The organism is Mycobacterium sp. UNC410CL29Cvi84 (genome assembly GCF_000686745.1).
Classification (GTDB): Bacteria; Actinomycetota; Actinomycetes; order Mycobacteriales; family Mycobacteriaceae; genus Mycobacterium; species Mycobacterium mucogenicum_B.
The window spans coordinates 87,455-110,909 of sequence record NZ_JMLM01000002.1; the positions used below are offsets into that span (position 1 = coordinate 87,455).

General features: G+C 62.9%; 24 protein-coding genes. 8 read left to right on the plus strand and 16 right to left on the minus strand.

Annotated features, from left to right (window positions below):
* Nucleotides 1-79: 79 nt before the first annotated feature.
* The 4 genes from BR47_RS29650 to BR47_RS29660 are packed head-to-tail and all read left to right on the plus strand — an operon-like array spanning nt 80 to nt 3,322.
* On the plus strand, nt 80-1,027 hold the full coding sequence (locus BR47_RS29650; RefSeq protein WP_051634598.1) for an alpha/beta fold hydrolase: 948 nt from the start codon (nt 80-82) through the stop codon (nt 1,025-1,027).
* 42 nt (nt 1,028-1,069) lie between these two features.
* Complete coding sequence (locus BR47_RS0104030) at nt 1,070-1,495, plus strand: DoxX family protein (protein ID WP_029118664.1); 426 nt, start codon at nt 1,070-1,072, stop codon at nt 1,493-1,495.
* Nucleotides 1,488-2,423: an SCO6745 family protein gene (locus BR47_RS29655; RefSeq protein WP_177127337.1), complete on the plus strand. Its 936-nt coding sequence runs from the start codon at nt 1,488-1,490 to the stop codon at nt 2,421-2,423. Before BR47_RS0104030 ends, BR47_RS29655 begins: the two co-directional genes overlap by 8 nt.
* A complete protein-coding gene (locus BR47_RS29660) occupies nt 2,402-3,322 on the plus strand; it encodes an SCO6745 family protein (RefSeq protein ID WP_051634599.1) in 921 nt (306 codons plus the stop codon). Before BR47_RS29655 ends, BR47_RS29660 begins: the two co-directional genes overlap by 22 nt.
* Nucleotides 3,323-3,474: 152 nt before the next feature.
* On the opposite strand, the gene BR47_RS0104045 is transcribed toward BR47_RS29660, so the two are convergent.
* From BR47_RS0104045 to BR47_RS0104115, 14 genes are all read right to left on the minus strand, one after another.
* Entirely contained in the window at nt 3,475-3,981 is a 507-nt protein-coding gene (locus BR47_RS0104045; protein ID WP_155987056.1) for an Rv2253/PknI dimerization domain-containing protein, read from the minus strand.
* Nucleotides 3,982-4,010: 29 nt separating this feature from the next.
* Nucleotides 4,011-4,340 (minus strand): type II toxin-antitoxin system Phd/YefM family antitoxin, encoded by a 330-nt coding sequence (locus BR47_RS33670; RefSeq protein WP_141772180.1) that lies wholly within the window; start codon nt 4,338-4,340, stop codon nt 4,011-4,013.
* Nucleotides 4,341-4,457: 117 nt separating this feature from the next.
* Nucleotides 4,458-5,723 (minus strand): hypothetical protein, encoded by a 1,266-nt coding sequence (locus BR47_RS0104060; protein WP_051634600.1) that lies wholly within the window; start codon nt 5,721-5,723, stop codon nt 4,458-4,460.
* Complete coding sequence (locus BR47_RS0104065) at nt 5,720-6,385, minus strand: Abi-alpha family protein (RefSeq protein ID WP_029118668.1); 666 nt, start codon at nt 6,383-6,385, stop codon at nt 5,720-5,722. Before BR47_RS0104065 ends, BR47_RS0104060 begins: the two co-directional genes overlap by 4 nt.
* An 11-nt stretch (nt 6,386-6,396) precedes the next feature.
* A complete protein-coding gene (locus BR47_RS0104070) occupies nt 6,397-7,014 on the minus strand; it encodes a DUF3298 domain-containing protein (protein ID WP_090562493.1) in 618 nt (205 codons plus the stop codon).
* A 181-nt stretch (nt 7,015-7,195) separates the two neighbouring features.
* Entirely contained in the window at nt 7,196-7,837 is a 642-nt protein-coding gene (locus BR47_RS0104075) for an Rv1363c family protein (protein WP_036426694.1), read from the minus strand.
* Between the two features lie 29 nt (nt 7,838-7,866).
* Nucleotides 7,867-9,135 carry an MlaD family protein gene (locus BR47_RS0104080; protein WP_036426696.1) on the minus strand — a complete coding sequence of 423 codons (1,269 nt, stop codon included), beginning with the start codon at nt 9,133-9,135 and terminating at the stop codon, nt 7,867-7,869.
* Complete coding sequence (locus BR47_RS0104085; RefSeq protein WP_231506643.1) at nt 9,132-10,145, minus strand: MlaD family protein; 1,014 nt, start codon at nt 10,143-10,145, stop codon at nt 9,132-9,134. The genes BR47_RS0104080 and BR47_RS0104085 overlap by 4 nt, the downstream gene beginning before the upstream one ends.
* Nucleotides 10,146-10,237: 92 nt before the next feature.
* Nucleotides 10,238-11,341 carry an MCE family protein gene (locus BR47_RS0104090; RefSeq protein WP_051634602.1) on the minus strand — a complete coding sequence of 368 codons (1,104 nt, stop codon included), beginning with the start codon at nt 11,339-11,341 and terminating at the stop codon, nt 10,238-10,240.
* A complete protein-coding gene (locus BR47_RS0104095) occupies nt 11,338-12,372 on the minus strand; it encodes an MCE family protein (protein WP_029118674.1) in 1,035 nt (344 codons plus the stop codon). Before BR47_RS0104095 ends, BR47_RS0104090 begins: the two co-directional genes overlap by 4 nt.
* Nucleotides 12,373-12,381: 9 nt before the next feature.
* Complete coding sequence (locus tag BR47_RS0104100; RefSeq protein ID WP_029118675.1) at nt 12,382-13,422, minus strand: MCE family protein; 1,041 nt, start codon at nt 13,420-13,422, stop codon at nt 12,382-12,384.
* The gene (locus BR47_RS0104105; RefSeq protein WP_029118676.1) at nt 13,419-14,930 is read right to left on the minus strand and encodes an MCE family protein; all 1,512 of its coding nucleotides are present in this window, start codon (nt 14,928-14,930) and stop codon (nt 13,419-13,421) included. Before BR47_RS0104105 ends, BR47_RS0104100 begins: the two co-directional genes overlap by 4 nt.
* 4 nt (nt 14,931-14,934) lie before the next feature.
* Nucleotides 14,935-15,792 carry an ABC transporter permease gene (locus tag BR47_RS0104110; RefSeq protein WP_029118677.1) on the minus strand — a complete coding sequence of 286 codons (858 nt, stop codon included), beginning with the start codon at nt 15,790-15,792 and terminating at the stop codon, nt 14,935-14,937.
* Nucleotides 15,789-16,643, minus strand: coding sequence for an MlaE family ABC transporter permease (locus BR47_RS0104115; RefSeq protein ID WP_029118678.1), 855 nt, complete (start codon nt 16,641-16,643; stop codon nt 15,789-15,791). The genes BR47_RS0104110 and BR47_RS0104115 overlap by 4 nt, the downstream gene beginning before the upstream one ends.
* A gap of 334 nt (nt 16,644-16,977) precedes the next feature.
* Here BR47_RS0104115 and BR47_RS0104120 point away from each other — a divergent pair, with 334 nt between their 5' ends.
* Nucleotides 16,978-17,658, plus strand: coding sequence for a TetR/AcrR family transcriptional regulator (locus BR47_RS0104120; protein ID WP_029118679.1), 681 nt, complete (start codon nt 16,978-16,980; stop codon nt 17,656-17,658).
* Between the two features lie 39 nt (nt 17,659-17,697).
* Here BR47_RS0104120 and BR47_RS0104125 read toward each other — a convergent pair whose 3' ends face one another.
* Together BR47_RS0104125 and BR47_RS29665 are read right to left on the minus strand one after the other, a co-directional pair.
* Nucleotides 17,698-19,530 (minus strand): acyl-CoA dehydrogenase, encoded by a 1,833-nt coding sequence (locus BR47_RS0104125; RefSeq protein WP_029118680.1) that lies wholly within the window; start codon nt 19,528-19,530, stop codon nt 17,698-17,700.
* On the minus strand, nt 19,527-20,648 hold the full coding sequence (locus BR47_RS29665) for an NAD(P)-dependent alcohol dehydrogenase (protein ID WP_231506645.1): 1,122 nt from the start codon (nt 20,646-20,648) through the stop codon (nt 19,527-19,529). Before BR47_RS29665 ends, BR47_RS0104125 begins: the two co-directional genes overlap by 4 nt.
* Before the next feature lie 142 nt (nt 20,649-20,790).
* Here BR47_RS29665 and BR47_RS0104135 point away from each other — a divergent pair, with 142 nt between their 5' ends.
* From BR47_RS0104135 to BR47_RS29670, 3 genes are all read left to right on the plus strand, one after another.
* Nucleotides 20,791-20,985, plus strand: a complete 195-nt coding sequence (locus tag BR47_RS0104135) for a ferredoxin (RefSeq protein ID WP_029118681.1) — start codon at nt 20,791-20,793, stop codon at nt 20,983-20,985.
* Complete coding sequence (locus BR47_RS0104140) at nt 20,985-22,442, plus strand: aldehyde dehydrogenase (protein ID WP_029118682.1); 1,458 nt, start codon at nt 20,985-20,987, stop codon at nt 22,440-22,442. Before BR47_RS0104135 ends, BR47_RS0104140 begins: the two co-directional genes overlap by 1 nt.
* A 79-nt stretch (nt 22,443-22,521) precedes the next feature.
* Nucleotides 22,522-23,421, plus strand: coding sequence for an alpha/beta hydrolase (locus tag BR47_RS29670; protein WP_197035042.1), 900 nt, complete (start codon nt 22,522-22,524; stop codon nt 23,419-23,421).
* Nucleotides 23,422-23,455 lie beyond the last annotated feature (34 nt).

Below are 23,455 nucleotides of genomic sequence, written 5' to 3' on the forward strand. Positions count from 1 at the left end.
AGTTGCCCATAATGTCGTCACGTGACCGCGCTCACGTCAAGCGCGGCAAGTCTGATGGCTCTGTACAAGGGAGTGCGGCATGCCGATTTTCAAGAAGACCTCCCCGGATGCCGGGCTGACCGGAATGTTGGCGCATCCGGAACCGCGGGCGACTCGGACGGTGCATTCTGTGGACGGAACTGCTCTGCATGTTCGCGAGTACGGAGACCCGACGCTGGATCCGATTGTGTTGGTCCACGGGTGGTCCGTTGCCCTCGAATTCTGGAATCCGCAGATCAATGCGCTCGTACGCGGAAACCGGGTGATCGCCTACGATCAGCGCGGCCACGGTCGCAGCGATGCAGGTGTACGTCCGTTCAGTGACCGCGTGCTCGCGGAGGATTTTTCGGCCGTGTTGGCGGCGACGATTTCGCCCGCAGCCCCTGCCACAGTGGTGGGTCACAGCATGGGTGGCGTGACGGTGCTCTCGTGGGCGAAGTATTTCCCTGACGACGTTGCGCGTTACGTCCACTCCGCCCTTCTTGCGAACACCGCGACAGGGCTGTCGGATGGCCCCGAGAGTATGCACAGGCACCAGGATTGGTTGTCGCGGTGGCTGACCGCCATGGCGATGGCGCCGTTGCCTTCGCCACCGCGCCGGTTGACCAGGTCCATGTTCCGCAAGCTTTCGCTGACCCCGGAAGCGCCGATGTACATGGCCGACTTTGTTCAGCGGTTGGGCGCGACCTGCCCTCCGCGAGTCCGATCACAGTGGGCCAAGGTGGTGCAACGCATCGATGCTTCGGCCGGGGTGGAGGCGCTGCGGGTGCCGACGACTGTGCTGTACGGCGCCCGCGACGGACTGCTACCGCCGGGTGAATCGGCTCGCACCGCCGAAATGTTCCGGGCCGCTAGGCATCTGGAACGTGAAATCGTGCTCGCCGACAGCGGGCACGCCAGCAATGTTCAGTACGCTGAAGAGTTCAACGCCGAGATCGTCCGCCTGCGAGGATTGTCGTCGCAGCCGATAGGCCTCACTTGTTCCTGACCGCCATTGACCAGCACCGAGCCTCCTGATCCGGAAGGGCCCATGCTCTCACTCGTCAGTCCATCGTTCGAGCGCACCTCCCAGCGTTTCACCCGTCTCGCACTCGGCGGCATCATGACGTTCGCCGGCGCCTCGCATCTGACCTTCGCGCGCAGCGATTTCCAAGCGCAGGTGCCTCGCTGGTTCCCCGTGGACGCCGACCTCACCGTGCTCGCTTCCGGCGTCGCCGAGGTTGGTTTGGGTCTCGCATTGTTGGGCCTGCCGCGTAAGCGGCGGATCATCGGGCTCACCCTCGCCGCATTCTTCGTCGCGATTTTCCCGGGCAACATCGCCCAATACGTTGAGGGCACCAGTGCGTTCGGCCTCGACACGGACACCAAACGCCTGCTCCGTTTGTTTGGTCAGCCGGTGCTGATCGCCGCGGCACTGTGGGCGGCCGGGCTGCCCGAGCGCAACCAGAATGACTGACGAGTCGAGTCGTCGAGCGCGGGCGCTGCGTGACGCGATCGAGCCGTTCGCCGGGCAGGTGTACTTCGCACCGGAGTGCCACACCGCCTACGAACGTCTCGGTTTCGCGCCGGGTGGAGCCCTGGGCAATGTCCGAACGCCTGACGCGGCAGCGTATTTCACGAGTCGCGGCGCGGCGATGGGGCAAGTCGCCGGCTCCGTCGTGGCCGCGGCCTTCGCCGTATTCGAGCCGGGTGTCGTCATGGCCGGTGTCGAGCACGGTTGGGGACTCACCGATGCGGCAACGATATCCGAGGCACGCACAGCCGGCGCAACTGAGCAACTCGAACGCGTGCTGGGACCGTGTCCTGCCGGGATCGAGCGCGTCACCGCCCTGCTGACGCGTGCGGTGGAATCGCTGCGGCCCGAGGGACGTCCGCTCTTCGCCGGCATGCGTTCGCTCGGCCTGCCCGACAGCCCGCTCGGGCGGGCCTGGCGGCTGGCCGATTGCATCCGGGAGTATCGCGGCGACTCACATACAGCGGCCTGGAACGCGGCCGGATACGATGCCGCCGAGATCGGTCTGGTCGGTGAGCTGATGCGCGGGCTGCCCCCGCGCACCTATGTCCGATCCCGCGGATGGACGTCAGAGCAGCTCGACGCGGCACACGAGCGACTGGTGGCCCGCGGCTACGTCGACGATGCGGGACTCACCGAGACGGGCGCGCGGGCTCGTGTAGCTGTCGAGGTCGCCACGGACCGGCAAATGCGTTGCGCGACAGAGGCACTGGGCGACGACCTCGACGAGCTCGTCGGTCTGCTCGGAACCTGGAGCGCGGCCTTGATCGTCAGCAGCTATCCCGATCTCAGCAGTGCGGACCGGCTCGAGTCGGCCCGGATCGTCAGTTACGGGACGGGGGCGAGCCGATGCTCAGCGATGCCGAAGTGAGTGCCCGTGCACGAGCCTTGTGGGCCGCGATCGAGCCGTTCGCCGGACACGTGTATTTCTCTCCCGAAGCGAATGCCGAGTACACGGCGCTCGGATTCGGTACGGGCCGCGGGTCGCTTCCGAGCGGGGTACAGACCTCGAATCGCGATGCCTACAACACCAGTCGCGGCTCGGCACTCGGACATGCGTCCGGCGAGGTCGTCGCAGCCGCGTTCGCAGTGTTCGAACCAGAGATGGTCGCGGCAGCGGTCGAGCGCGGTTGGGCGCTCGCCGATCCCGACACGATTGCCGCCGCTCGTCGGCGCGGTGCTACGAACTCGTTGCGTCGGATGATCGGCGAGAAGCCCGACGGCCTCGGGCGCGTGATCGAATTGCTCAATCGTGCAAGCGAACCCTTGCAGATGGCGGGCCGGCCGCTATTTGCGGGACTGTGTGCGCGGGACCTCCCAGCGGACCCGCTCGGCCGCGCTTGGGCCCTGGCCGACCGGCTTCGGGAGTACCGGGGTGACTCGCACACCGCAGCCTGGATCGCGGCGGGGTTCGACGCCGTCGAGATCGGACTGCTCAGTGAGCAGTGGTGGGACTTGCCGCCCCGTACCTACGTGTACACCAGGGCTTGGACTGACACACAGCTCGATGCCGCGACGCGTCGCCTGCAGGAGCGCGGCATGCTCGACGGCGAGCGGTTGTCTCCGGCCGGACGGCTGGCGCGCGAGCAGATCGAATTGGCAACCGACTACCAGATGCGACCAGCTGTCGAGGCGCTGAATGGGGACATCGACGAGCTGCTCGGTGCGGTTGGTCGCTGGAGCGCAGCGATTCAGGCCGCAGGCGGCTATCCCGATCTTTACGGCGCGCAGCTTGCGGCACGCGTGGCGGCCCAGCGTCAGCAGCCGTAGTGGCCTTACGGCAGTGCTCGCCGCGTACAGCAGTGGCTGGCCGTCCACGCCGACGAGGCGCTCGAGATGGTGCAATGCGGAGTCCCTTGCGCGGATCATCCAACAGAGCTGGATACACTTGCCCGGCACGATATTGCTGGGATCTGGTGTTACTAGATGATGGGCGTTGCCAGCATCGGCTCGACGATGTAGCCGGTTGCGTCGCCGACACACGTGGTGGACGGCATCAGTGATCGAGCACCGGGGAGTACGTCGCTGCCGCGTTGGGGAGTCAGGGACCACGTCATCTCCTGACTTCTCGTGCCGGCGCCGCCAGGGCATGGCGTCTCCATCGATTCGGACAGCCTCCAGGCCAGCCCGGCCCAATACAGCGTCACCGTGGGCCGGTCGAAGATGCCGTGATCGGTTGATGAGAGCTGCATTCCCGTTGCGACACATTGGCCGTCGCTGCAGTTCGTGGTGAACCGGTAGGTTGCGGAGGTGGCAACCGTCGGAGCGGGCGCGGTGGTGTATGCCTGGGCGGCGCCATGGAAGTCGATGCGATAGGTGCCGTCGAGGTATTCGTCGGCGGCATGAGCGGGTGCCATCGACGAACCGATCATGGCCAGGGCCGCTGCTGCGGTTGCCGCCATGGTCCTCGTGGGTTTGCGGTGTGGCATGTAGCGCACCATCCTTCTGTTCTCGGTTGTCACGCGCGGACGCTGTCGACCGCCGGCACGATGCTGGCCACTGGTGTGCCGCGCCACACCACCTGAATCGATTCGCCGCCTTGCACCCTGTCGAACAAACGTCCTGCGCACGTGCGAATTTCGTCAAGGTTGCACATCCCCACCCCAACCTTGGGCTGGATGGCATGCAGCTTCGAACCGCCCGGTATCGGCACGATCCGACCGACCACCGAGCCACGACGGACAATCTCGATTGTTTCTCCACGCGCAACTTGCTCGACAAATCTGCATGTGTCGCTGCGAAGTTGGCCTAAGCCGATGGGACTTCTCGCGTTCGTGGTTCGGGTCATCGGAATGGCACCACCGCAACTACCGCTGCCGCGAGACGGGCGCTAGCGCGGCCAACGGGACGTGGGCAATCACCGCGCCGCCGTCCATCGACCAAATCGACACGATCCTGGCCGCCGTCATCGCGCCAGCAGTTCCATGATTTGGACTTGGATTTCACCGACGAGGCCGCCGAGAACGGCGCCCACCGTAATCACAAGGGGTTCATCATCTTTGAACACCGGCCGGAGAATGGACTCGTATTCCTCGGCGGTGAGCAGACCCATCTTGTCGACTACGGTGCCCTCGAGGTCGATGACGCTCACGGCGTAGTCCTGCGCGTCATGCAGGGTGGTGGGCATCCGCTCGACGACGAGGCTGATCACTCGTTCCTTGAGCGCTCGGTAGCGGGTAGTGCCGACGGCAAACACGGCGATGGGTTTGGCGAAGCCGGTTTGAGCGTCGATCGCGCCGTCGACTTCTTTCGAAACGAGTGCGAACAGTTTGTCTGCACCTGGGCCGTTGAGGACGCCGTCGAGGAGGATTTCGGGTGAGAATAGGTCTTCGGCCAGGATTTTGGCATAGCCACGGGTGATCTTGTCGCGTTGGGCGTGCAGCAGCCCCTGGAATGGGATGAAGCCGAGGTACTTCTTCGGGTAGATGGGTCTGAAAAGCATGTTGAGTGCGACGTAGTCACTGATGAAACCGACCGCGAACCCGAACATCGGCATGATCCAGGGGTTGTGGAACACGCCCCAGGCGACCATCTGTATCAGACCGATACCGAGACCGAAGATCACGCCGGCTCGGCGCATGAACTTCATCGCATCGTCGGCCACCGAGCGCATCAACTTCACCAGTTTGGCTTTGTTGCGGACCAACGTGGTGACGGCCAGGAACTGGATGTCGACGTAGCGGCCCATGTCCGCCCTCATCTCGGCGAGCATCTTCTCCACGATGGCGGGTGACTGGGCGGTGACCCGGGCTTGGATCGCGTTTCGCCCCGCTTCCGGCAGCGAATCCCATAGACCTGGCCGTATTTCCTCGGCCAGGTCGCGGGCGATTTCGTCGACCGCCCGCGTCAGCGGTTCGCGTAATGCATCCACCGCCTGACGCGCGTCGACCCGGTCGAGCAATTCTTCAGGCTTGAGCAGGTTGGCGGTGAGCAGTTGGATGGTCTTGGACCCGACCTTGCCGGCCCGTCGCGGAATGATGCCCTGCCACCCGATCGGCCCGATGCCCTTGAACTCCAATGGCTTGTACATCATTTCCATTGCCAGGATCTTCGTGCTCCACCCGACAAAGGCGGCCACGAGTGGCATCGACAGATAGATCAGCCAGTTGAGGCTGACGTCGTGCCTGATTTCATCCCAGCTACGCAGCGCCAGTACGGCGGAGGCGCTCACCGCCGGTCACCCTGGGTCGTGGCTGCCCAGAACGACTGCCCCAGGCTGGACAACTTCAGGGTCAGCTTCTCCACTCGCGCAGCCAGTGGTCCGCGCGAGCCGTGCTTGATGGCATCGAGCACCATCGTTTCAGCCATCAGCACCTCATAGTCGGATTTCATCGCAGGATCCTCTGGGCCGATTTCCACCAGGCCGAGGGCCAGCAGGTGACTGACGTATTGCGGGCATGTCTGCGGCAGTGCGATATTGGCGGTCCGTCCGATGAGCGAGGCGTTTGTCAACATGCTGTGGTCCGAACCGTGTGTCTTGGTCCATGTGTTCACATTCACCAGTGGGGAGGCCGAGCCGTCCGACAGGGCGCCGATGATGCGCGCTTCGTCGGCCACCAGCTGATCGAGAAGACGGTGATAGAGCTCCAACTCGCTGGCGCGTGTGCCCTGCTCGAGCGCCCGGTCCTGCAACAGTCGCATTTTTGCGTTCAACGACACGGGGACAGGATCGGCCCCCGAATCGTATGGCTGTGGACGCGGCTCCAACGCTGCGAGCTTGTCGCGCAGCACCGTCAGCGCCTGGCGTTCACACCATGCGACGAGACGAAAGCCCGTCCGCGCCGCGCCAAGTGTCCGGCCTGCCACGCCGAACGGATCGAGGAGATCTGTCATCGTTTCTCGATTCAGATCGCACGCATGACCGGCGCGAGGGCTGCGAGAGGAACATGGACGGTGACCGCGCCGCCGTCCATCGACCAGACGAATCGATCACGGGGGAAAGGGGTCTCGTGTGTCATCGGAGCATCGGGCAGATACAGGATCAGTTCGTCGGCGGTCAGGGCGAACGCTCGGTAGTTGGCTGCGTAGCCTGAGCCGTCGGGTTGCGGTTCGAACCTGTCAGCGGTGAATGGGTAGGTGCCTGGATCATGTGGTGGCGCAGCCTGATCCAAAGCGGGGACGAGATAGGGCCGTACGAGTGGTGGCAACGCGGTCAGCGGATCGATCCCCGCCTTGAAGAGGTCGGCGAGCTTGAGTTGGCGCCCTTGCGCGAGGTCGAAGGTGAACGTCCGGTACGCGTCATTGGGCGGGCTGCCGAAGGTCTGCCAGAACTCATGAAACACCACCGAGGTCAAGGCATTGTGAGTGAACAGTTCGGCGTCGACATGGTAGTCGCTGTCGCGGACCATCGTCGCACCGGTTCTGCGCCAGCCGTCGACCAACGGGCGCAGATAACCGGTGATGGCCTGTCCCGCAGAGGGATTGGCCATGACGTTACCCGGAAGTTGTACCGCGATGGTCATGGTGGCCAGTCGGGGCGACGCTACGGTCGCGACGCACGTGCCGGCTTGGTCGGCCCAGTCGCCACCGAGGACTCCGGCGCATCCAGAACTCGGTGTCGCGATACCGGTCGCGGCCGACGCGAACGCAGAAGCCGTAACTATCAACAGGGCGGCCGCGCGCCTCATCAGTGGGCCCATGTTCTTACTTGATGTCGACTTTGGCTGCCAGCCAACGCCCATCAATGCGTTGCATGGTCATCGAGATACGGCTGCGATCGATTCGCGGCTGCGGAACGATGCTGTTGGTGATCGATTGGTCGACGAAGACCAGTACATCCACCGTGTCCTTGGTGGCGGACTTGATCGCCGTGTCGACCACGGAGCCATGACTGACCGCCTTGTTGTCGATAAGCAGCTGACGGAGCTGCGCGGACGACTGGCTGTACATGTTTTTGAACTCACCGGTGGCGCCATCGAGCACCTGGCCGAAATTTTGGTCGATCTTCTGATAGTCGACGGTGGTCAACGTCGTTGCATACGCGGTCGCCGCAGCGGATGCGGCCTTTCCGGCTGCCGCAATATTGTTCTGCTGGATGACTTCCCATCCGAGCGCGCCGGCGGCCGTGGCGGCGGCGAGGAACAACAAGGCCGCGAGACCCGCACCAATTCGTGTCAACCAGCGCTTGCGCCGCGGCGTCGCCGATTCGATTGAATCTGGCGCTGGATCATCCCCGGATTCGCCGAGATCGTTCAGATCATCGTTGGATGTGTCAGCGCTGCCGGCCTCGTCGATCTCTCGAACGATTTGGACGAACACGTCTTCTCTGGTCGATTGCTTCAACATGGCTTCTCCTGCAGACGATTCCGATGGGATTAGTTCGGTGGTGCATAGGGCAATGGGGGCCCGCCGTATGGCAACGGGATGGTGAGCGGGCCGGACGGTGTCGGGTCAGTGGTGGCCAACGGGTTGTAGCCGGGCGGTGGGCCGGCGGTATCGTCGCCGGGCGGTCGGGGTGCGTTGCGGGCGCCGCGGATCAAGACGGACGGATCGGGGTTACCGCAGTACGTGTAGAGGTACGGTTCGGGATAGTCGGCCTGCGACGGTGAGTGTCGGGGCAGGTTGTAGTCGCACGAATACCGGGGATACGGGTCGCCGATTGCCCATGCGCCACCGTCATGTATTGCGGTGCTGAGATTGGCGAGCATGGAGTCTCGGGTGGTCGGGAACAGCGCCTGCAGCGCGGGGACTCGTAGGTAAGACAGTTGGGCGACGGTGGTCAGATTGCCGAGCAGCGCGACCATGGTGTCGGAGTTATCGGAGATGAGTCCGTCAAGTTGGCTAAGGGGCTTGGTTCCGGTGTCGACGAATCGGCGGAATCCATTGTCCATCCGGTTGACACCGCCAAGAATCTGTTTGAGGTCCTCTGCGGTGTCGCGCAGTCCGGCGCGAGTATCGGCGACGGTGGTCAGCACCGCTCGGGTGTTCTTGATGAGACTGACGGTCTGGGGCAGAACGGAATCCAGCGTGGTGATGAGGAAGGTGCCCCCGTCCACGATGGCGGTCAGCTTCCTCGGCCCATCGGGCCCAACGCGCAGTTCCTTCATGATGGCTGAAACTTTTTCGGGCTCAACCTGATTGAGCGCACCTTCGGCATGGTCGAGCAGCTGTGCGAATGATACGGGGACGGCGGTTCTCTCCCTGCCGATCGTCGCACCGTCGGCAAGGTAGGGGCCGTGGTCGCTAGTCGGACGAAAGTCGAGGTACTGCTCACCGGCGGCGGTCAGAGCCGACACCCGCGCGGTGGTGTCTTGTGGGATCTTGACGTCGGCGTTGATCTTGGCCAGCGCGGTCACGTCTTTGCCGGTGATTGCTACTGATTCCACCCGGCCGATCGGCACGCCTCGCAGGGTGACGTCCTGATTGGCCAGCAAGCCACCAGATTGTGGTAGAACCACTCGGACGGTGATGTGCTCTTGCGCTGGATTTACACGAAGTCCGACGATGATGACGTAGGCGAGTCCGATTACCAGGGTCAGGATCAGGCCACAGAAAGCGACGAGATTGCGGCGTTGGGAAAGCGCCCGGACTGTGTTGATGACGGTTCTCGCCGGCCATTCGACAATGCTGCTTGCGGGAGTCATGGGCGCGGCCCATAGATCTTGCCCAGCAACAGGTTCCATTCGTAGCGCAGGCTGCCCACCATGGCGTGCCAATCCGTTCCGTCGGGGCCGTGGAACATCGGGTCGCCCGGGTAGTTCTTGTCGGGCAGGGCACCGAGTGCGAGCTTCACAACCTCTGCGGTACCCCGTATCGCAGTTGAGCCGAACGACTTTAGGATGATGGGTAGCAGTTGGTTCAGGGGCATCAGCGACAGGTTCGGGTCGGTGGCGATGTCGTTGAACGCGGCGGACAGCTTGTTGAGATCGGCGATGAGGCTACGGGTGTCGGTACCTTGAAGCGACGGGAACCTCGACAGTTGGCCAGTGATCCTGCCGACTGTGTCAGTGATGTCGGCGATCTGTGAAATGTTCTCGGCGACAACGCTTGTCGCGGGAGCAGCGGCGGCGAGCGCGGTGTTGATCGTGGTCTGACGGGCCGAGAGTGCGTCGGCCAGGTCTGCGGTCTTCTGCATGGCGGTTCTGATCCCGGCCGACCGGGTGGCCAGGCGCGAAATCAGGACGTTGGACTGGTCGAGCAGGCTGCGGACGTTGGTGCCGCGCCCACCGACGGCGGCGCCCGCACCGTTCAACAGCGTGGTCATGTTCTTGATGACGCCGCCGTTGACCAGCAGCGCTGCCGAGCTGAGGACTTCCTCGACGGTAGCGCCACCGTCGGTGGACCCGACGGGTATCACGTCGCCGTCCTTCAGCAGGGGAGTGCCGGGGGTTTGTTTGGGGTCTGGTTTCACGGCGACGAAGAGGTCACCCAAGGGGGTGGCAGAACGCAACTCGATGGTGATGGTCCGCGGTAGCCGCACATCCGAGCGAATCGACATGGTGACGTCGGCGCTGAAGTCGTGGGCGCTGATGGTGTCGACCTGGCCGATGTCGGCTCCGTTCAGCCGGACTTTTGCCTTGGCGGGCAGATTGAGTGCATTGGCAAAGATCGCCTTGACTGTGTAGCTGTCCGTGGCGGCGCCCGGTCCGGTCAATGGGAGTGACTCCAGGCTGAGACCGCAGCCTGCGGATGTCGATGTGACCAATCCGATTGCGGTGCAGGCGATCATGCGTCGAGGAGCGAATATCATGGGCGTTCGCCTGCCATGAGCTTGAACATGCCGTCGAGGCCGAAGTCAGGCCCATAGTCGGCGGCGGTGCCGGTGGCGCAGCCGAGTTGCTTCTTGTTGATCAAGTTGCATATTTCCTTGCCGAGTTGGCTGTCGAACAGCGCCTTATCGGCGAGTGCATGCGCCCGCACTGCACCTGCGACGGGGTCGATGGCGTTGTAGGCGTTGTCGATAGCCAACGGAGCCACGTCGAAGAATTCGCTGAGTTCGCGTCGGTAGTCCACCATCGCCTTGGTGATCGCGGTGAAGTCGGTCGTTGTCGCTTGCAATCCGCCACGGTTCTTCTCCAGAAGCGAGGCGGCCTGTTCGAGAATTTGGTTGACCTTGGCACCTGTGTTGCCGGTTCCGAGATTCTGGGCCGCGATGACATCGCTGAGTTGGTGGAGATTGGAGCCGAATTCTCTGATCGAAGTGTCATTGTCGGCTGCTGACTGAGTCAGTTCAGACAAGCTGGTGATTATCGCCTGGATGTCTTTTTTGCTTTGGGCACCGTTGTCGGAACCCAGCCGCAGTGCTTGAGACAACTGATCGAGGGTGGTCTTCAATTCGGGGCCGCTGCGAGTGGCCAATTGGTCACCGAGCTTGAGCAGGTCGGCGACTGGGCCGTTGCCTTTGCCGTCTCCTTCGAGAGCGCTGGACAGCTTGTCGACCATCGCTAGGGTGCGGTCGAATTCGACCGGCGTCCGGGTACGGCCCAGCCCGACCACATCACCGTTCTTCAGCTTCGGACCGGACCGATAGGCAGGGGTGAGTTCGATGTGTCGGTCTGTGAGGATCGAGGTCGACACCGTTACTGCTTGTACATCCGCCGGCACATCGACGCCGTGGTTGATGTCGAGCTTGACCTCGACGTAAGTGCCTTTCGGCACAATGCTGGTCACCCTGCCCACGGACATTCCCAGGATCGACACAGCATTGCCTTCGTAGAGGCCGACGCTGTCCTCGAACTGTGCGGTGACGGTGATCGGGCGATCGGTTACCTGCGGCGAGACGAGAATGGCTGCGCCGACCAAGCAGGCCGCGAGGACCGCGGCGGTGGCGAGCATGGCTTTTCGGCTCATTGGCAGTCCTTGAAGTACTCGACAAGGTGGAACTGTGTTGCGCGGCCACTGATGGCGCACATCCACGAGTCGACCATGATCCCGGCAGGCAGCGTGACGTCGCCGGCGGTGCCACTGCCGAAGGCGTTCGCGATGTTTCGGAAGGGTAGGGGCAGGGCCTGCAGGAGATTGCGTAGCTGCGCGTCATGGCTGGCGATCATGTGGGAGAAGTCCTTCAGGCTATTCAGCAGACCGTTCAGGCCCGGCTGATCGCCCAACACCCGATTCAACGTCGCCACCAGTTTGGTGGCGCTGGTAAACAGTCGCTCGACCGCGGTGCGTCGGGAAGCCAGGTCCCCCAATAGGTTTCGCCCCTGCACAATCAGCGAGCCGAGATTGGATTTCTGGTCTCGAATCAGCGCGGTAACGCGGTCGGTGGCCGTGAGCAGTGACTTGAGTTGGTCGCGTCGGTCCGCAATGACAGCGGACAGTGAGCGCAGGTTGTTCAGTGCCTCTGGCAGCGCATCGGGAACACCGTCCAGACTCCGCGACATGGTGGTCAGTGACGATGCGACACGATCCGCGTCGATCGCGTCGAAGGTGGTGGTGGAATCGGCGAGGGCATCCTGCAGGTTGTACGGTGCCGCTGTGTTGGGCAGCTTGATGGTGCTGCGGTCGAGTGAGCCCGTACCAGCCGGCGACAATTCCATATAGCGGCTGCCGAGCAGGGTGGTCAGTTTTATCGCGGCGTGCGTATCGCGGCCGAGGTGAACGTCATTGCGTAGCTTGAATGTCACGAGGACGCGGTCTCCAGCCAGCGACAGGCCCTCCACGTTTCCGACTGAAACTCCCGCGACTGTCACCAAGTCGCCGGAGCGCAGATCCGCGGCCTGAGCGAACTCTGCGTGGTAGCGGGTGCGCCCCAGATCGAGCTTGCCGATGAGCAGTGCCACGCCGGTGATCGTGATAACGAGGCCCAAAGCAATTGACCCGAGCCAGATCTTGTTGTAGCTGGTGACCGGGCGCTGTAGCAGAGCGTGTAGTCGTTTCATCCTTGCCTTCTACCTGCAGACCGCTGAGTGTTTGATCGTGTTTCCGGGTGTTGCGCCGCTGACATATGCCGGAATCAGCGTCGTGAGGAACTTGAACATGCTGGATGTCACGTCGCAGGCGTAGATGTCGGCGTAGGAGCCTTCCTGGGTGAATCTGGCCAACGCCTTCAGGCCCGCGGGGAGGTTGGCTCCCAGGAACCCAATGCGGTTGCGTGCATCACCGGTGAGCTGAGTGGTGAATCCGGGTTCGCGGGTGACGAGGCTGTGCAGATCGGGGTAGACGTTGTCGGCGATCGTTGCCAGACGGCCGACTGTCTTCGTGATGGATCCCACCGATGCCCGCAGTTCGTCGCGACGGTTACCGAGCCCTACCATGATGTCGCGGGTATGGGTGATCACCATCTGCAGATTGGCATTCTGGGATGCCAAGTTCGTCACCACGGTGTTGAGGTTGACGATGAGGTCGCCGAGGACCTGGTCGGGGCCGCCGAAGGTCTGGGCCAGGGCCGATGTTTGGGTGATGAGGGAGAGCACAGAGCCGTTGTTGCCCTGCAGGGCTTGGATGATGCCCTCGGTGAGATTGTCCACCTGTTTGGGGTCGAGCAGGGTGAACAGTGGTTCGAATCCGCGGAGCAGGTAGGTGATGTCGAACGATGGCTCGGTGTGCTCCAACGGGATTCGTCCGCCGGCGGCCAACGGGCGGCTCTCGCTACCCGTGCCAGATGACAGGCCGAGGTAGCGCTGGCCGATGATGTTCTGGTAAGTCACCGACGCGATCGTGTTGCTGTACAGCCGTTGATCCTTCTGTACTTGGAAGGTGACTTTCGCGTGTGTACCGTCGAGTTCGACGTCGTCGACGCGGCCGACGCGTACGCCGGCCACCCGTACATCGTCGCCTGCGTGTAGTCCAGAAACATCGGTGAAGGTGGCGGAATATGAGTTCGTCGTTCCCGATATGCCGCGGTCAAGGGTGCGATACACCATCCATGTGACCACGATGGCGAAGGCCAGGAACAGCGACAGGCCGATCAACGGTTTGCGGTAGCTCATCGGACCTCTCCGTCGGGTTGGGTCAGCTCGACATCGGCGCCGCGGACCACTGGACCCAACAACAGCTGGGTGGCCGGGTTCGCGTCTTTACCCATGATCTGGCTCAACTGATGGTGTTCTTGAAGGCTTCCTACCGGACCGACATTGCCGCCAATGACGAGCGATTGTGGTTGTGCGGCACCGGCTTCCGCCGGTAGCGGTGCGGCAGCGGGTGGTGTCGCTGGCGTCGAGACATCTGGTGCGGGGTCCGGTGGTGCGTCCGGCGGGGGTCCGGGCAGCGGACCTTGGCCGGGATCCTCGCCGGCGTGGGCAACGGAACCGCGTGGTGGAGCGTAGTTGGGGCGGTTCTCAGTGACTCCAGCGGGCGGTGGGAAACCCCTGGACTCAAGGGCCGGGTACAGGCTGGGGGCAGTCGGGACTTCCGGTGCAGTGTGGCAGCTTGGGCCTTCCAGCGCGCCGTAGCGTGGGCAGTCGGCGCGCACATATGTCCGAGTGGGGTTGATGCTGACAATGGCCTTGATCGTGAACTGCGTGGTGTCGGGGTCGTAGATGCTCAGTACGCGCTGAGCCACGTCCTGCAGACGGGTGGAGATCGGGTGAAATTGTTTGTCGTTGTCTGCGAGGACCCCCACCACTGGGGTCAGCTGGGTGGTGATGTTGATCAGGCGGTCAGTCTGGTGGTCGAACGAGTCGGCCACCGTACCAAAGGTTTTCAGCCCCGCTGACAGGAAGCTGGTCAGTCCGGTCTGCTTCTCGGCAAGCGTCCGCATAGGTTTGACAGCGCTGTCGAGTGCGTCGAACAGGTCTGGTGCAACGTTGTGGAGGGCATCGCTGGCATCCGCCAGTGCGGATAGCGTGGATGGGCCGGTGCCGTCGCTGACCACGTTGTTGAGTTCGGTCACAATCTTATTGAGATCGCCGCCCGCTCGCCGTAGTGAATCGCCGCGGCCGTGGGTGGCTTCGCTGATGGTCTCCAGTACACCGACACCCCGATCGGTGGACGGCCTGCTCAGTGCGGCGAATACCTTGCGGAACTTGTTGAGTGTGGTTTGGAACAACACGGTGGGCAGGCTTTGATCCTCACGGATCACCGTGCCGGCCCGCAGCCCGGTGGAACCGGGATTTCCGTTGTCGACCAGCTGCACCGACGACACCGCGAACACGTTGGAGGGCACGACGCGAGCAGTGACTGCGGCCGGAATGCTGCCGGCGTATTCCGGACTGAGGTTGATGTGCACCGTATTCGGCTGTCCCGCAGCGACGGCGGCTGTTACGTCGGCGACTTGACCGACCAGTACGCCTTGGTACTTGACGTCAGATTTCTCCGGCAATCCGTCACCGACGTTAACCAGTGCCGCTTCGACCTTCACCACACTGTCCAAATCACCTTTGGACTTGGCGACGGCCAGGCTGACACTGACCGCGGCGACTGCCACGAAACAGGTTCCGATGACGAACAGTCGCCGGTTGGACGGGCTGTGGCCGTTGGTATCAAAGGAATTGGGCATGCACTCAGCCTCCGAACCGTGCGCCGGATTGCACGCCCCAGAGCGCCATGGTGAGCAGCATGTTGAGGACGATCACAACCGTGATCGCAGATCGCATGGCCCGCCCTGCTGCGACGCCCACGCCGGCCGGTCCGCCCGCGGCAAAATACCCGTAGTAGCACTGCAGGGTTGCGGCAGTGAACACAAAGACCACTGCTTTGATCGTCGCGAAAATGACGTCGCGCCCGCTGACGAACAATGAGAAGTAGTGCAGGTAAGTACCACCCGACTGACCCGCCGAAATCCCGACGACGATCTGACTGGCGATGTAGGCGACAGTCAGGCACGCCAGGAACAATGGCACAACCGCGGTGATCGCGGCGGCGACCCGGGTGGTTACCAGGTACGACACGGAGTTGATGCCGAGGGTGTCCAGTGCGTCGATTTCGTCGTTGATGCGCATGGCGCCGAGTTGTGCGGTGAATCGGCAACCCGCCTGAGTGGTGAAGGCGAGTCCTACCATGATGGGTGCCAGCTCGCGGGTTCCCGCAAACGATGCGATCAATCCGGTTGCTGGGCCGAGTCCGAGCAGATTCAGGGCGTTGTATCCCTCAACGCCGATCAGGGTGCCGGCGGTCGCACCAAGGACGAGCGCGACGCCGATGGTTCCGCCGCCGACCACTATCGATCCGTTGCCCCAAGTGATATCGGCAAGGATGCGCATGAATTCGTGACGATATCGGCGCACTGTGGTGGGCATGGAAGTCAGAATCTGGCCGAAGAAGTTGACCATGTGGCCGACCTTGGCCACCGACATTGCGGCCTTCTCGGACCCGTCGATCAGGGGCTTGATGCCCGGTGGACGGTACGGTGCGGCCGTCACAGCGTTGTCCGCGGAAAGAGGAGGACATACAGCTGGGTCATAATGACATTGACTGTCATCAAGAGTAGAACCGCCTCTACTACTGCGGCGTTGACCGAGTTGGCCACGCCGGCCGGCCCTCCGCGAGTAGATAAACCCTTGTGGCACGCCACTATTGCCACGATGGCTCCAAAGACGATCGACTTGACCAACGCCAGAACCAGGTCATCGACGGTGGCGAAGGACGCGAACGTCGACACGAACGATCCAGGCGTGCCGTTCTGGAGATAGATGTTGAACGCATATCCCGCAAGGAATCCGATAAAACACGTGATTCCCGTCAAGAGTATGCCGACCACGAGGCAGGCCACGAAACGGGGCACTACCAGCCGCTGAATCGGCGATACGCCCATTACTTCCATGGCGTCGATCTCCTCGCGCATGGTGCGAGCGCCCAGATCGGCGCAGACCGCTGAACCGACGGCAGCGGCGAGCAAGACTGCCGCGACCAGGGGAGCGCCCTGACGAATAACGGCGAGGCCGGTCGCGGCGCCGGCAAGCGAGGTCGCGCCAACTTGGCCGGCCAGCAGGCTGAACTGAATCGACAACGACACACCCACTGGGATCGTCACGAAAATTGTTGGCACAAAGGCGGTTCCGGCCATGAAGGCAGCTTGATGGATGAACTCCCCGAATTGAAAGCTGCGCTTGGTGATGTCTTCGAACAGGTAGCGCATTGTTTGAAACGCCAATATGACCTGTCCACCGACGGTCTGAATCGACTCCAGCGGGTGCCGGCGAACGTAACCGCGGGCCCAGTTGACGATCTCGTTCACCGCAGACGGCGTGCGTGCGGTGCCAACTAGGGCCATGCGATTCTCCTGATTCACCAATATGCGACATGGGCGACCGACATGGCCGATTGCGGCAACCTGTCTGGCGTGTTGCTTGCAGGCCTGGTTGCCTGGTGCGCCTGTGTCTCCGTGCGGCGGACGCGCCAACCAGCAAACTGACCGCACACTCAGTCAAGTTACAACGGCACTAGCCTAAGTGCAATGCCCCAAGAATTTGCCAAAATCGAGGAAACGGGTGGGTGGCCACGGCACAGCCGAGCCGCGGTGGGCTCGCACGCCCAGTACGCCGTCGAATACGAGTTGATGGGCTAATCTCGACTGAACACACAGTCAAACGGGCCTGGGAGGTGCGGTGCGACGACCCTCGGGCAGGCGCCAAGAAATCCTTGACACGTTCATCCGGCACGTGGCTGAACGGGGATATCACGCGACAAACTTCGGCGACATCGCCTCAGAGCTGGGCATGTCACAGGGCACCATCGTCTATCACTTCGGCTCCAAGGCTCAGCTGCTGCGAGAGCTTGAAGAGAGTTGTACTGCACGGCATATCGCGCATTTCGAGGAAATGCGTGCGCGGCTGACTCGGGCTGAGGAACGCGTCGCGGCGGTGGTTTACTTTGCTGCGCTCCTGTTCACCACGGACCGGGATTTGACGGTCGCGAGCCAGCGCGAAGTGGCCCAGCTGGCATTCGATCCCGGATTCGACAAGGTGCGCGAAGGTCGCCGTGAGCTCGTGCGAATGACGGAGGATTTCATTCGTCAGGGAATCTCGGACGGTACTTTTCGGCAGGTCAACGTCGAACTGGCGGCCGTGCAGTTGTGGAGTGCCCTCCAACTGATGTGGGTTTGGTTCAACCCGGACGGTTTGCTGACGGCCCAACAGGTGGGTGCGGCATTCGTGGACACCTTCCTGGGAGGGCTCCTGGTGGATCGATACAATCTGGCGCAACTTGCTGATCCCGCGGGGCATGTCGCGGAGGTAACCGGTGAGGTTCTTGCCGGCCTCCACATTGACGCCCACGCCGCGAGCTGACCGTCGGGGGCTAGGGCCCCAACCGGATAGCGACGACCGTTAGAAGGCATCGACGGGCAGCGCCATCTCGTCGAGCCTTTGATTCTGGATCGCGACTGCCACAGCCGACAGCCGGGGCAGAATGTTCAGTGCGAAAAACGTTGCTGCCGTGACCTTTCCTTCGTAGAAGGCGTGGTCGTGGTCGGCGCGTCCGCGCTCGATCGCGCTGAGTGCGACTTCGGCCTGCCATAACAACAGCCAACCGATGACGAGGTCACCGACGGCGAGCAGGTATGGCACCGTCTGCAGTCCGATGCGGTAAGCGTCTTGCGGGCAGGTCTGCGACTGTTCGTGATAGCCGACAAGCGCCGACGTCATCGTCCGCACCGCCGTCAGAGCTCCACCGAGTTGTTGTACCGCTGGGTCAAGGTGCTCGTGGTGCGATCGATCGATGAAACGCTGCACCTGGTCGAGAACGTGATCGAGCGCGACGCACCCGTCGCGGATGATCTTGCGGAACACGAAATCTTGAGCCTGTATCGCCGTGGTTCCCTCGTAGAGGGAGTCGATCTTGGCATCGCGGAGATATTGTTCGATCGGGTAGTCCCGTAGATAACCCGATCCACCCATGGTCTGTAGTGATTCCGTGAGGCATTGGTAGGCACGCTCGGAGCCGACGCCCTTCACGATCGGTAGTAACAGGCTGCTGACCCGGCCCGCCAACTCGCTGTCTGCATCCGAGACCCATTGCGCCACCACTGCGTCCTGGTGCGCTGCGGTGTAGAAATACAGCGCGCGTAATCCTTCGCTGTACGACTTCTGAGTCAACAGTGAACGCCGCACGTCGGGATGGGCGATGATGGGCACCCGTGGGGCCGACGGGTCACCTGATCGAGCAAGATCTGTTCCCTGGATGCGAGTTTTCGCGTACTCGAGGGCGTTCAGATAGCCGGTGGACAAGGTTGCAATTGCTTTGATGCCCACCATCATCCGCGCGAATTCCATGATGTGGAACATCTGCGCGATGCCGTTGTGCTCATCGCCGACCAGCCAGCCGACCGCGGGCTCGTCCGCCAATCCGAAACTCAGCTCGCATGTCGCCGACGCGGTGAGACCCAACTTGTATTCCAGTCCGGTCACGAGCACACCGTTGCGGTCACCCGGTACCCCGGTCTCCGGGTCTGGCAGGTACTTCGGCACGAAGAACAGACTGAGGCCCTTGGTCCCTGGGCGCGCATCGACCGGTCTTGCCAGCACCAGATGTGCGATGTTCTCGAACAAGTCGTCGGAATCACCCGACGTGATGAACCGCTTGACCCCCTCGATGTGCCATGTTCCATCGCTCTGCGGAGTCGCCTTGGTACGTGCGGCACCCACGTCGGAACCGGCGTCGGCTTCGGTGAGCACCATGGTTGCTCCCCAGTCGCGCTCCACGCCCAATCGCGCCCAATGACGTTGCTGGGTATTGCCGACCCGGTAGAGCACGTCGAGCATCGGCGGGCCCACCAGATAGAAGAACGCGGCCGGCAGACCACCCACGAGGTGCTCGTTGACTGCCGTCGTCACTGCCGCGGGCGCGCGCACACCGCCGATGTCCTCGTGGATGCCGATCCTCGACCAGCCTGCGTCCATCCACGCGCGCACCGACGCCTTGAATGTCTCCGGCAACGTCACCGTGTGTGTGGCGATATCAAGTTCCGGTGCGTCCCGGTCCGACTCGGCAAATGATGCGGCGAGCGGTCCTTCGGCAAGACGCGCTGCTTCGACGATCATCGTTCGGACGGTCTCGCCGTCCAGTTCGCCGAATTCTCCTGCGGCCAAAATGCCTTCGAGATCTAGCATTTCGAAGAGATTGAACAACTGGTCCTGAACATTGGACCGGTAATGGGTCATGATTCTCCTGAAGATGCACCGTCGCGGTCAGTGCCCGTGACCAACACGGGTTTGACGACTGATCCGTCGATCGACGCCGCTTCGGCCGCGTTGATGTCAGCAAGATCGAAGGTCGTGATCAGGCGGTCGAACGGCAGTCGCCCGGCGAGTCGCAGCGCGACCAGCTTCGGTATGAACTCCTGCGGAGTTGCGTCGCCTTCGAACAGAAACGCTATCCGTTTGGTCGCCATGGCGCCGGTTGCAAAAGTCAATTTGGCAGAGGTACTGCCGACAATCCCCAACGTGCCCCGACTACGCAGTGTCGCCAGCGCAGTGTTCATCACCGCCGGTACACCCGTGGTATCCAGGGCATAGTCGCACCCGCCGGTGGCCGCAACGACCCGCTTGGCCAGATCGGGATCGGCGCCGTCAAATGCCTGCGTAGCTCCCAACTCGAGTGCCAGATCCCGGCGACTCTGATGCAGATCGACCGCGATCACCTGGCTCGCGCCGCAGGCACGTGCGGCCATCACTGCCGAAAGGCCAACGGCCCCAGCGCCAAATACCACCAGCGATTCGCCCAGCCGAAGGCCCAGCGTGTGCACGACAGCGCCGACTCCGGTCTGCACCCCACAGCCCAGCGGGGCCAACTCGCTGAAGGGGAGTTCGTCCCCGACCTTGACAACGCAGCGCTGCGCAACCACGGCGTGGGTGGCGAACGACGACTGTCCGAACCAGCGACCACCGATCTCCTCGCCGGCGCGGCGCAGTGGCGACGAGCCGCCGATGCCGCGGCCAGTCAGGTTGCGGCCGAAGAACTCTGAGCAATATCCGGGCTGGCCGGTGTGGCAATTGCCGCAGTTGCCGCACGAATCGTACGTCAACACGACACGATCACCTGGGCGGACTGCCGTAACCCCCGCGCCGACGGCCTCGACTGTTCCGGCACCTTCGTGGCCCAGTACGACCGGAAATGGCAGCGGTATCGGCGAATGCCTGGCTGTGATGTCGGTATGGCACATGCCGACCGCGCGGATGGAGACAAGGACCTCGCCAGGACCGGGCTCGCGTATCTCAACGTCGTGAATGACGAACTCGGTATCCGGACCGTCCAAGATTGCGGCCTGAGCCAGCATCATTGCCTCCTACATCGGAGATTCGACGCTATCTGCCCGTTGAGCACTGGGGCATTGCACCGAATGGCCATATCTACCGACCAAACGGCTAGGGACCAGCGATAGCACTGGTCCCGGGACCTCACCTTTGGTTCTACTGGCAGTCATGAAGATCACTGTCGATCGACAACGCTGTGCGAGCATCGGGCTCTGCGAATCCGTGGCGCCCGACCTTTTCCAGGTCGATGACGATGGCGTGCTGAGGCTCGTTCGCGAGGATGTCTCGGCCGACGAGCTGGCCCAAGTCCGCATCGCTGTCGACGATTGCCCCACCTGCGCCCTCAGCCTGCAGGAGTCGTGATGACCGATCGAGAGAAGCGCTACGACAAGCTGTTCATCGGTGGCGAGTGGGTCGTGCCATCGAGTGGCGCACGCATCATGGTGTCGTCGGCCAGTACCGAAGAGCCTCTGGGCGAAGTTGCTTCGGCCGAAGTTGCCGACGTGGATTGGGCCGTGGCAGCAGCACGTGAGGCGTTCGACGACCCCAAGGGCTGGGCGCATTGGGAGCCGGGGCAGCGCGCTGAGGTCCTCGAGCGGTTCGCCGACGAGTTGACCGCTCGCGCCGACGCCATTGCGTCGACCGTAAGCAGCCAGAATGGCATGCCGATTCGGATCTCGCGCCAAACCGAGGCCAAGGTGCCGGCGACGCTGCTGCGCTACTACGCCAACCTGGCGCGCTCCACCGATGCCGAGGAACGGCGGAAGTCACTGGTGGCGGGCAGCACCCTGGTACGCGGCGAACCGATCGGTGTGGTCGGTGCAGTGGTGCCCTGGAATTTCCCGCAGACACTGACCTTTTTCAAACTGGCGCCGGCGCTTGCCGCTGGTTGCACCGTGGTGCTGAAGCCGTCGTCGGAAACGGTGCTCGACGCCATGCTGATCGCAGAGGCCGCCGCGGCCGCCGATCTTCCACCAGGTGTGCTCAACATCGTCCCCGGCTCGGGACGTGGGGCCGGCGCCCACCTGGTCGCCCATCCCGGAGTGGACAAGGTGGCGTTCACCGGCTCCACCGGAGCCGGTCGCACCATCGCCGAGGCCTGCGCACGATTGCTGCGGCCAGTCACACTGGAGCTGGGAGGCAAGTCTGCCGGCATCATCCTCGATGATGTCGATCTGGGCGTCGCGATGAAGGGCATGTTCGCCAGCACCCTGTTGAATCAGGGGCAGAGCTGCTACATCAGCACGCGAATCCTCGCCCCTCGCAACCGCTATCGCGAGATTGTCGAGGCCTTCACCGCTTTGGCATCGTCTCTGTCGATCGGTGACGCACTCGACCCGGGAACTGCCATCGGGCCGTTGGCGACCGCTCGCCAACGTGAGGTGGTGGAGAGCTACATCGCCAAGGGCATAGCAGAGGGCGGCACCGTCACCACCGGCGGAAAGCGGCCGGCAGAGTTCGACAAGGGCTGGTTCGTCGAGCCGACCATCTTCGCAGACCTGGACAATGACGCGACCATTGCCCGTGAGGAGATCTTCGGACCAGTTCTGGTTGTCATTCCGTACGAAAACACCGACGACGCGGTCCGTATCGCCAACGACTCGGAATTCGGTTTGGGCGGAACGGTGTGGACCAGTGACCTCGACCGGGGGCTGGGAGTCGCCCGGCGGGTGCACACCGGGAGCATTGGTATCAACGGCTTCACGATGGACCATGGCTCACCGTTCGGGGGAGTGAAATCCAGTGGTATCGGCCGCGAGCTGGGGCCTGAGGGCTTGCGGGCCTACCAGCACAGCAAATCCATCTACCTACCCGGATGAGTGGCGCAGACGCACAATGGTGTGCCTGATGGGTGTCCCGCACAGCAGAATTCGACTGCGTAGCTTGTTGAGTCGGACATTGCGGTTGCTGCAGGACAATTCGTCGGTGCCAACCGGTTACCGGCTGACCGTTTTGCGGTGCTTCGCCGATGTTGTCGGACTCCTCGACAATCGGTTCCAGACTTCGGCCGAACTGGACGTGGTCGACGGAGTCCTGCGTGGCCGGTGGGTTATCGGCGCAGGCGCGTCGATCCAGCAAGGCGTGGTGTTGTACCTGCATGGCGGCGGATTCGTGTTCGGTTCGTCACGGTCGCATCTCGCTCTGGCGCAACGGCTTTCGGAAGCCAGCGGTTTGGCGGTGTTCCTGTTGGACTATCGGTTGGCGCCGGAGCACCCCTTTCCCGCGGCGGCCGACGATGCGATCGCCGCATACCGCTGTCTGCTTGACCGCGGATTTGAACCGTCACGAGTCGCGCTGGCGGCAGATTCTGCCGGTGGACATCTGCTCTGCTCGGTGCTCAACGACGCAACGCGGGACAACCTGCCGATGCCGGCCGCCGCGGTGCTGTTCTCGCCGTGCCTGGACCTCACTGGCTCGGGCGCCGCGCAACGCGATGCGGTTCGGCGTGACCCGGTGATTTCCCCGGTCCTCGGCGCCAAAATGATTCGTTCCTACGTGCACGGCGCGACTATGGAGCACTCACGCCTCGCCGTGCTGAGCGCCGACATGCGGAGGTGGCCGCCGGTGCTGATCCAAGTTGGAGATACCGAGTGCTTGCTGACCGATTCGGAGCGACTAGCCGAGTCGCTGGCGCGGGCAGCAGTGCCCAGCCTGCTGCAGGTATGGCCGGATCAAGTTCATGTGTTCCAGGCACTAGCGCGGGTTTCGCTGGATGCGCGAGACGCGCTCCGCGAAGCGGGTTGGTTTCTCGCGTCGAATATCGGCCGCCAAAACACCGTAGAGCGGGTCGGGACGTGAGGCGTGGACCCGAACCGTACGACTACACCGAACG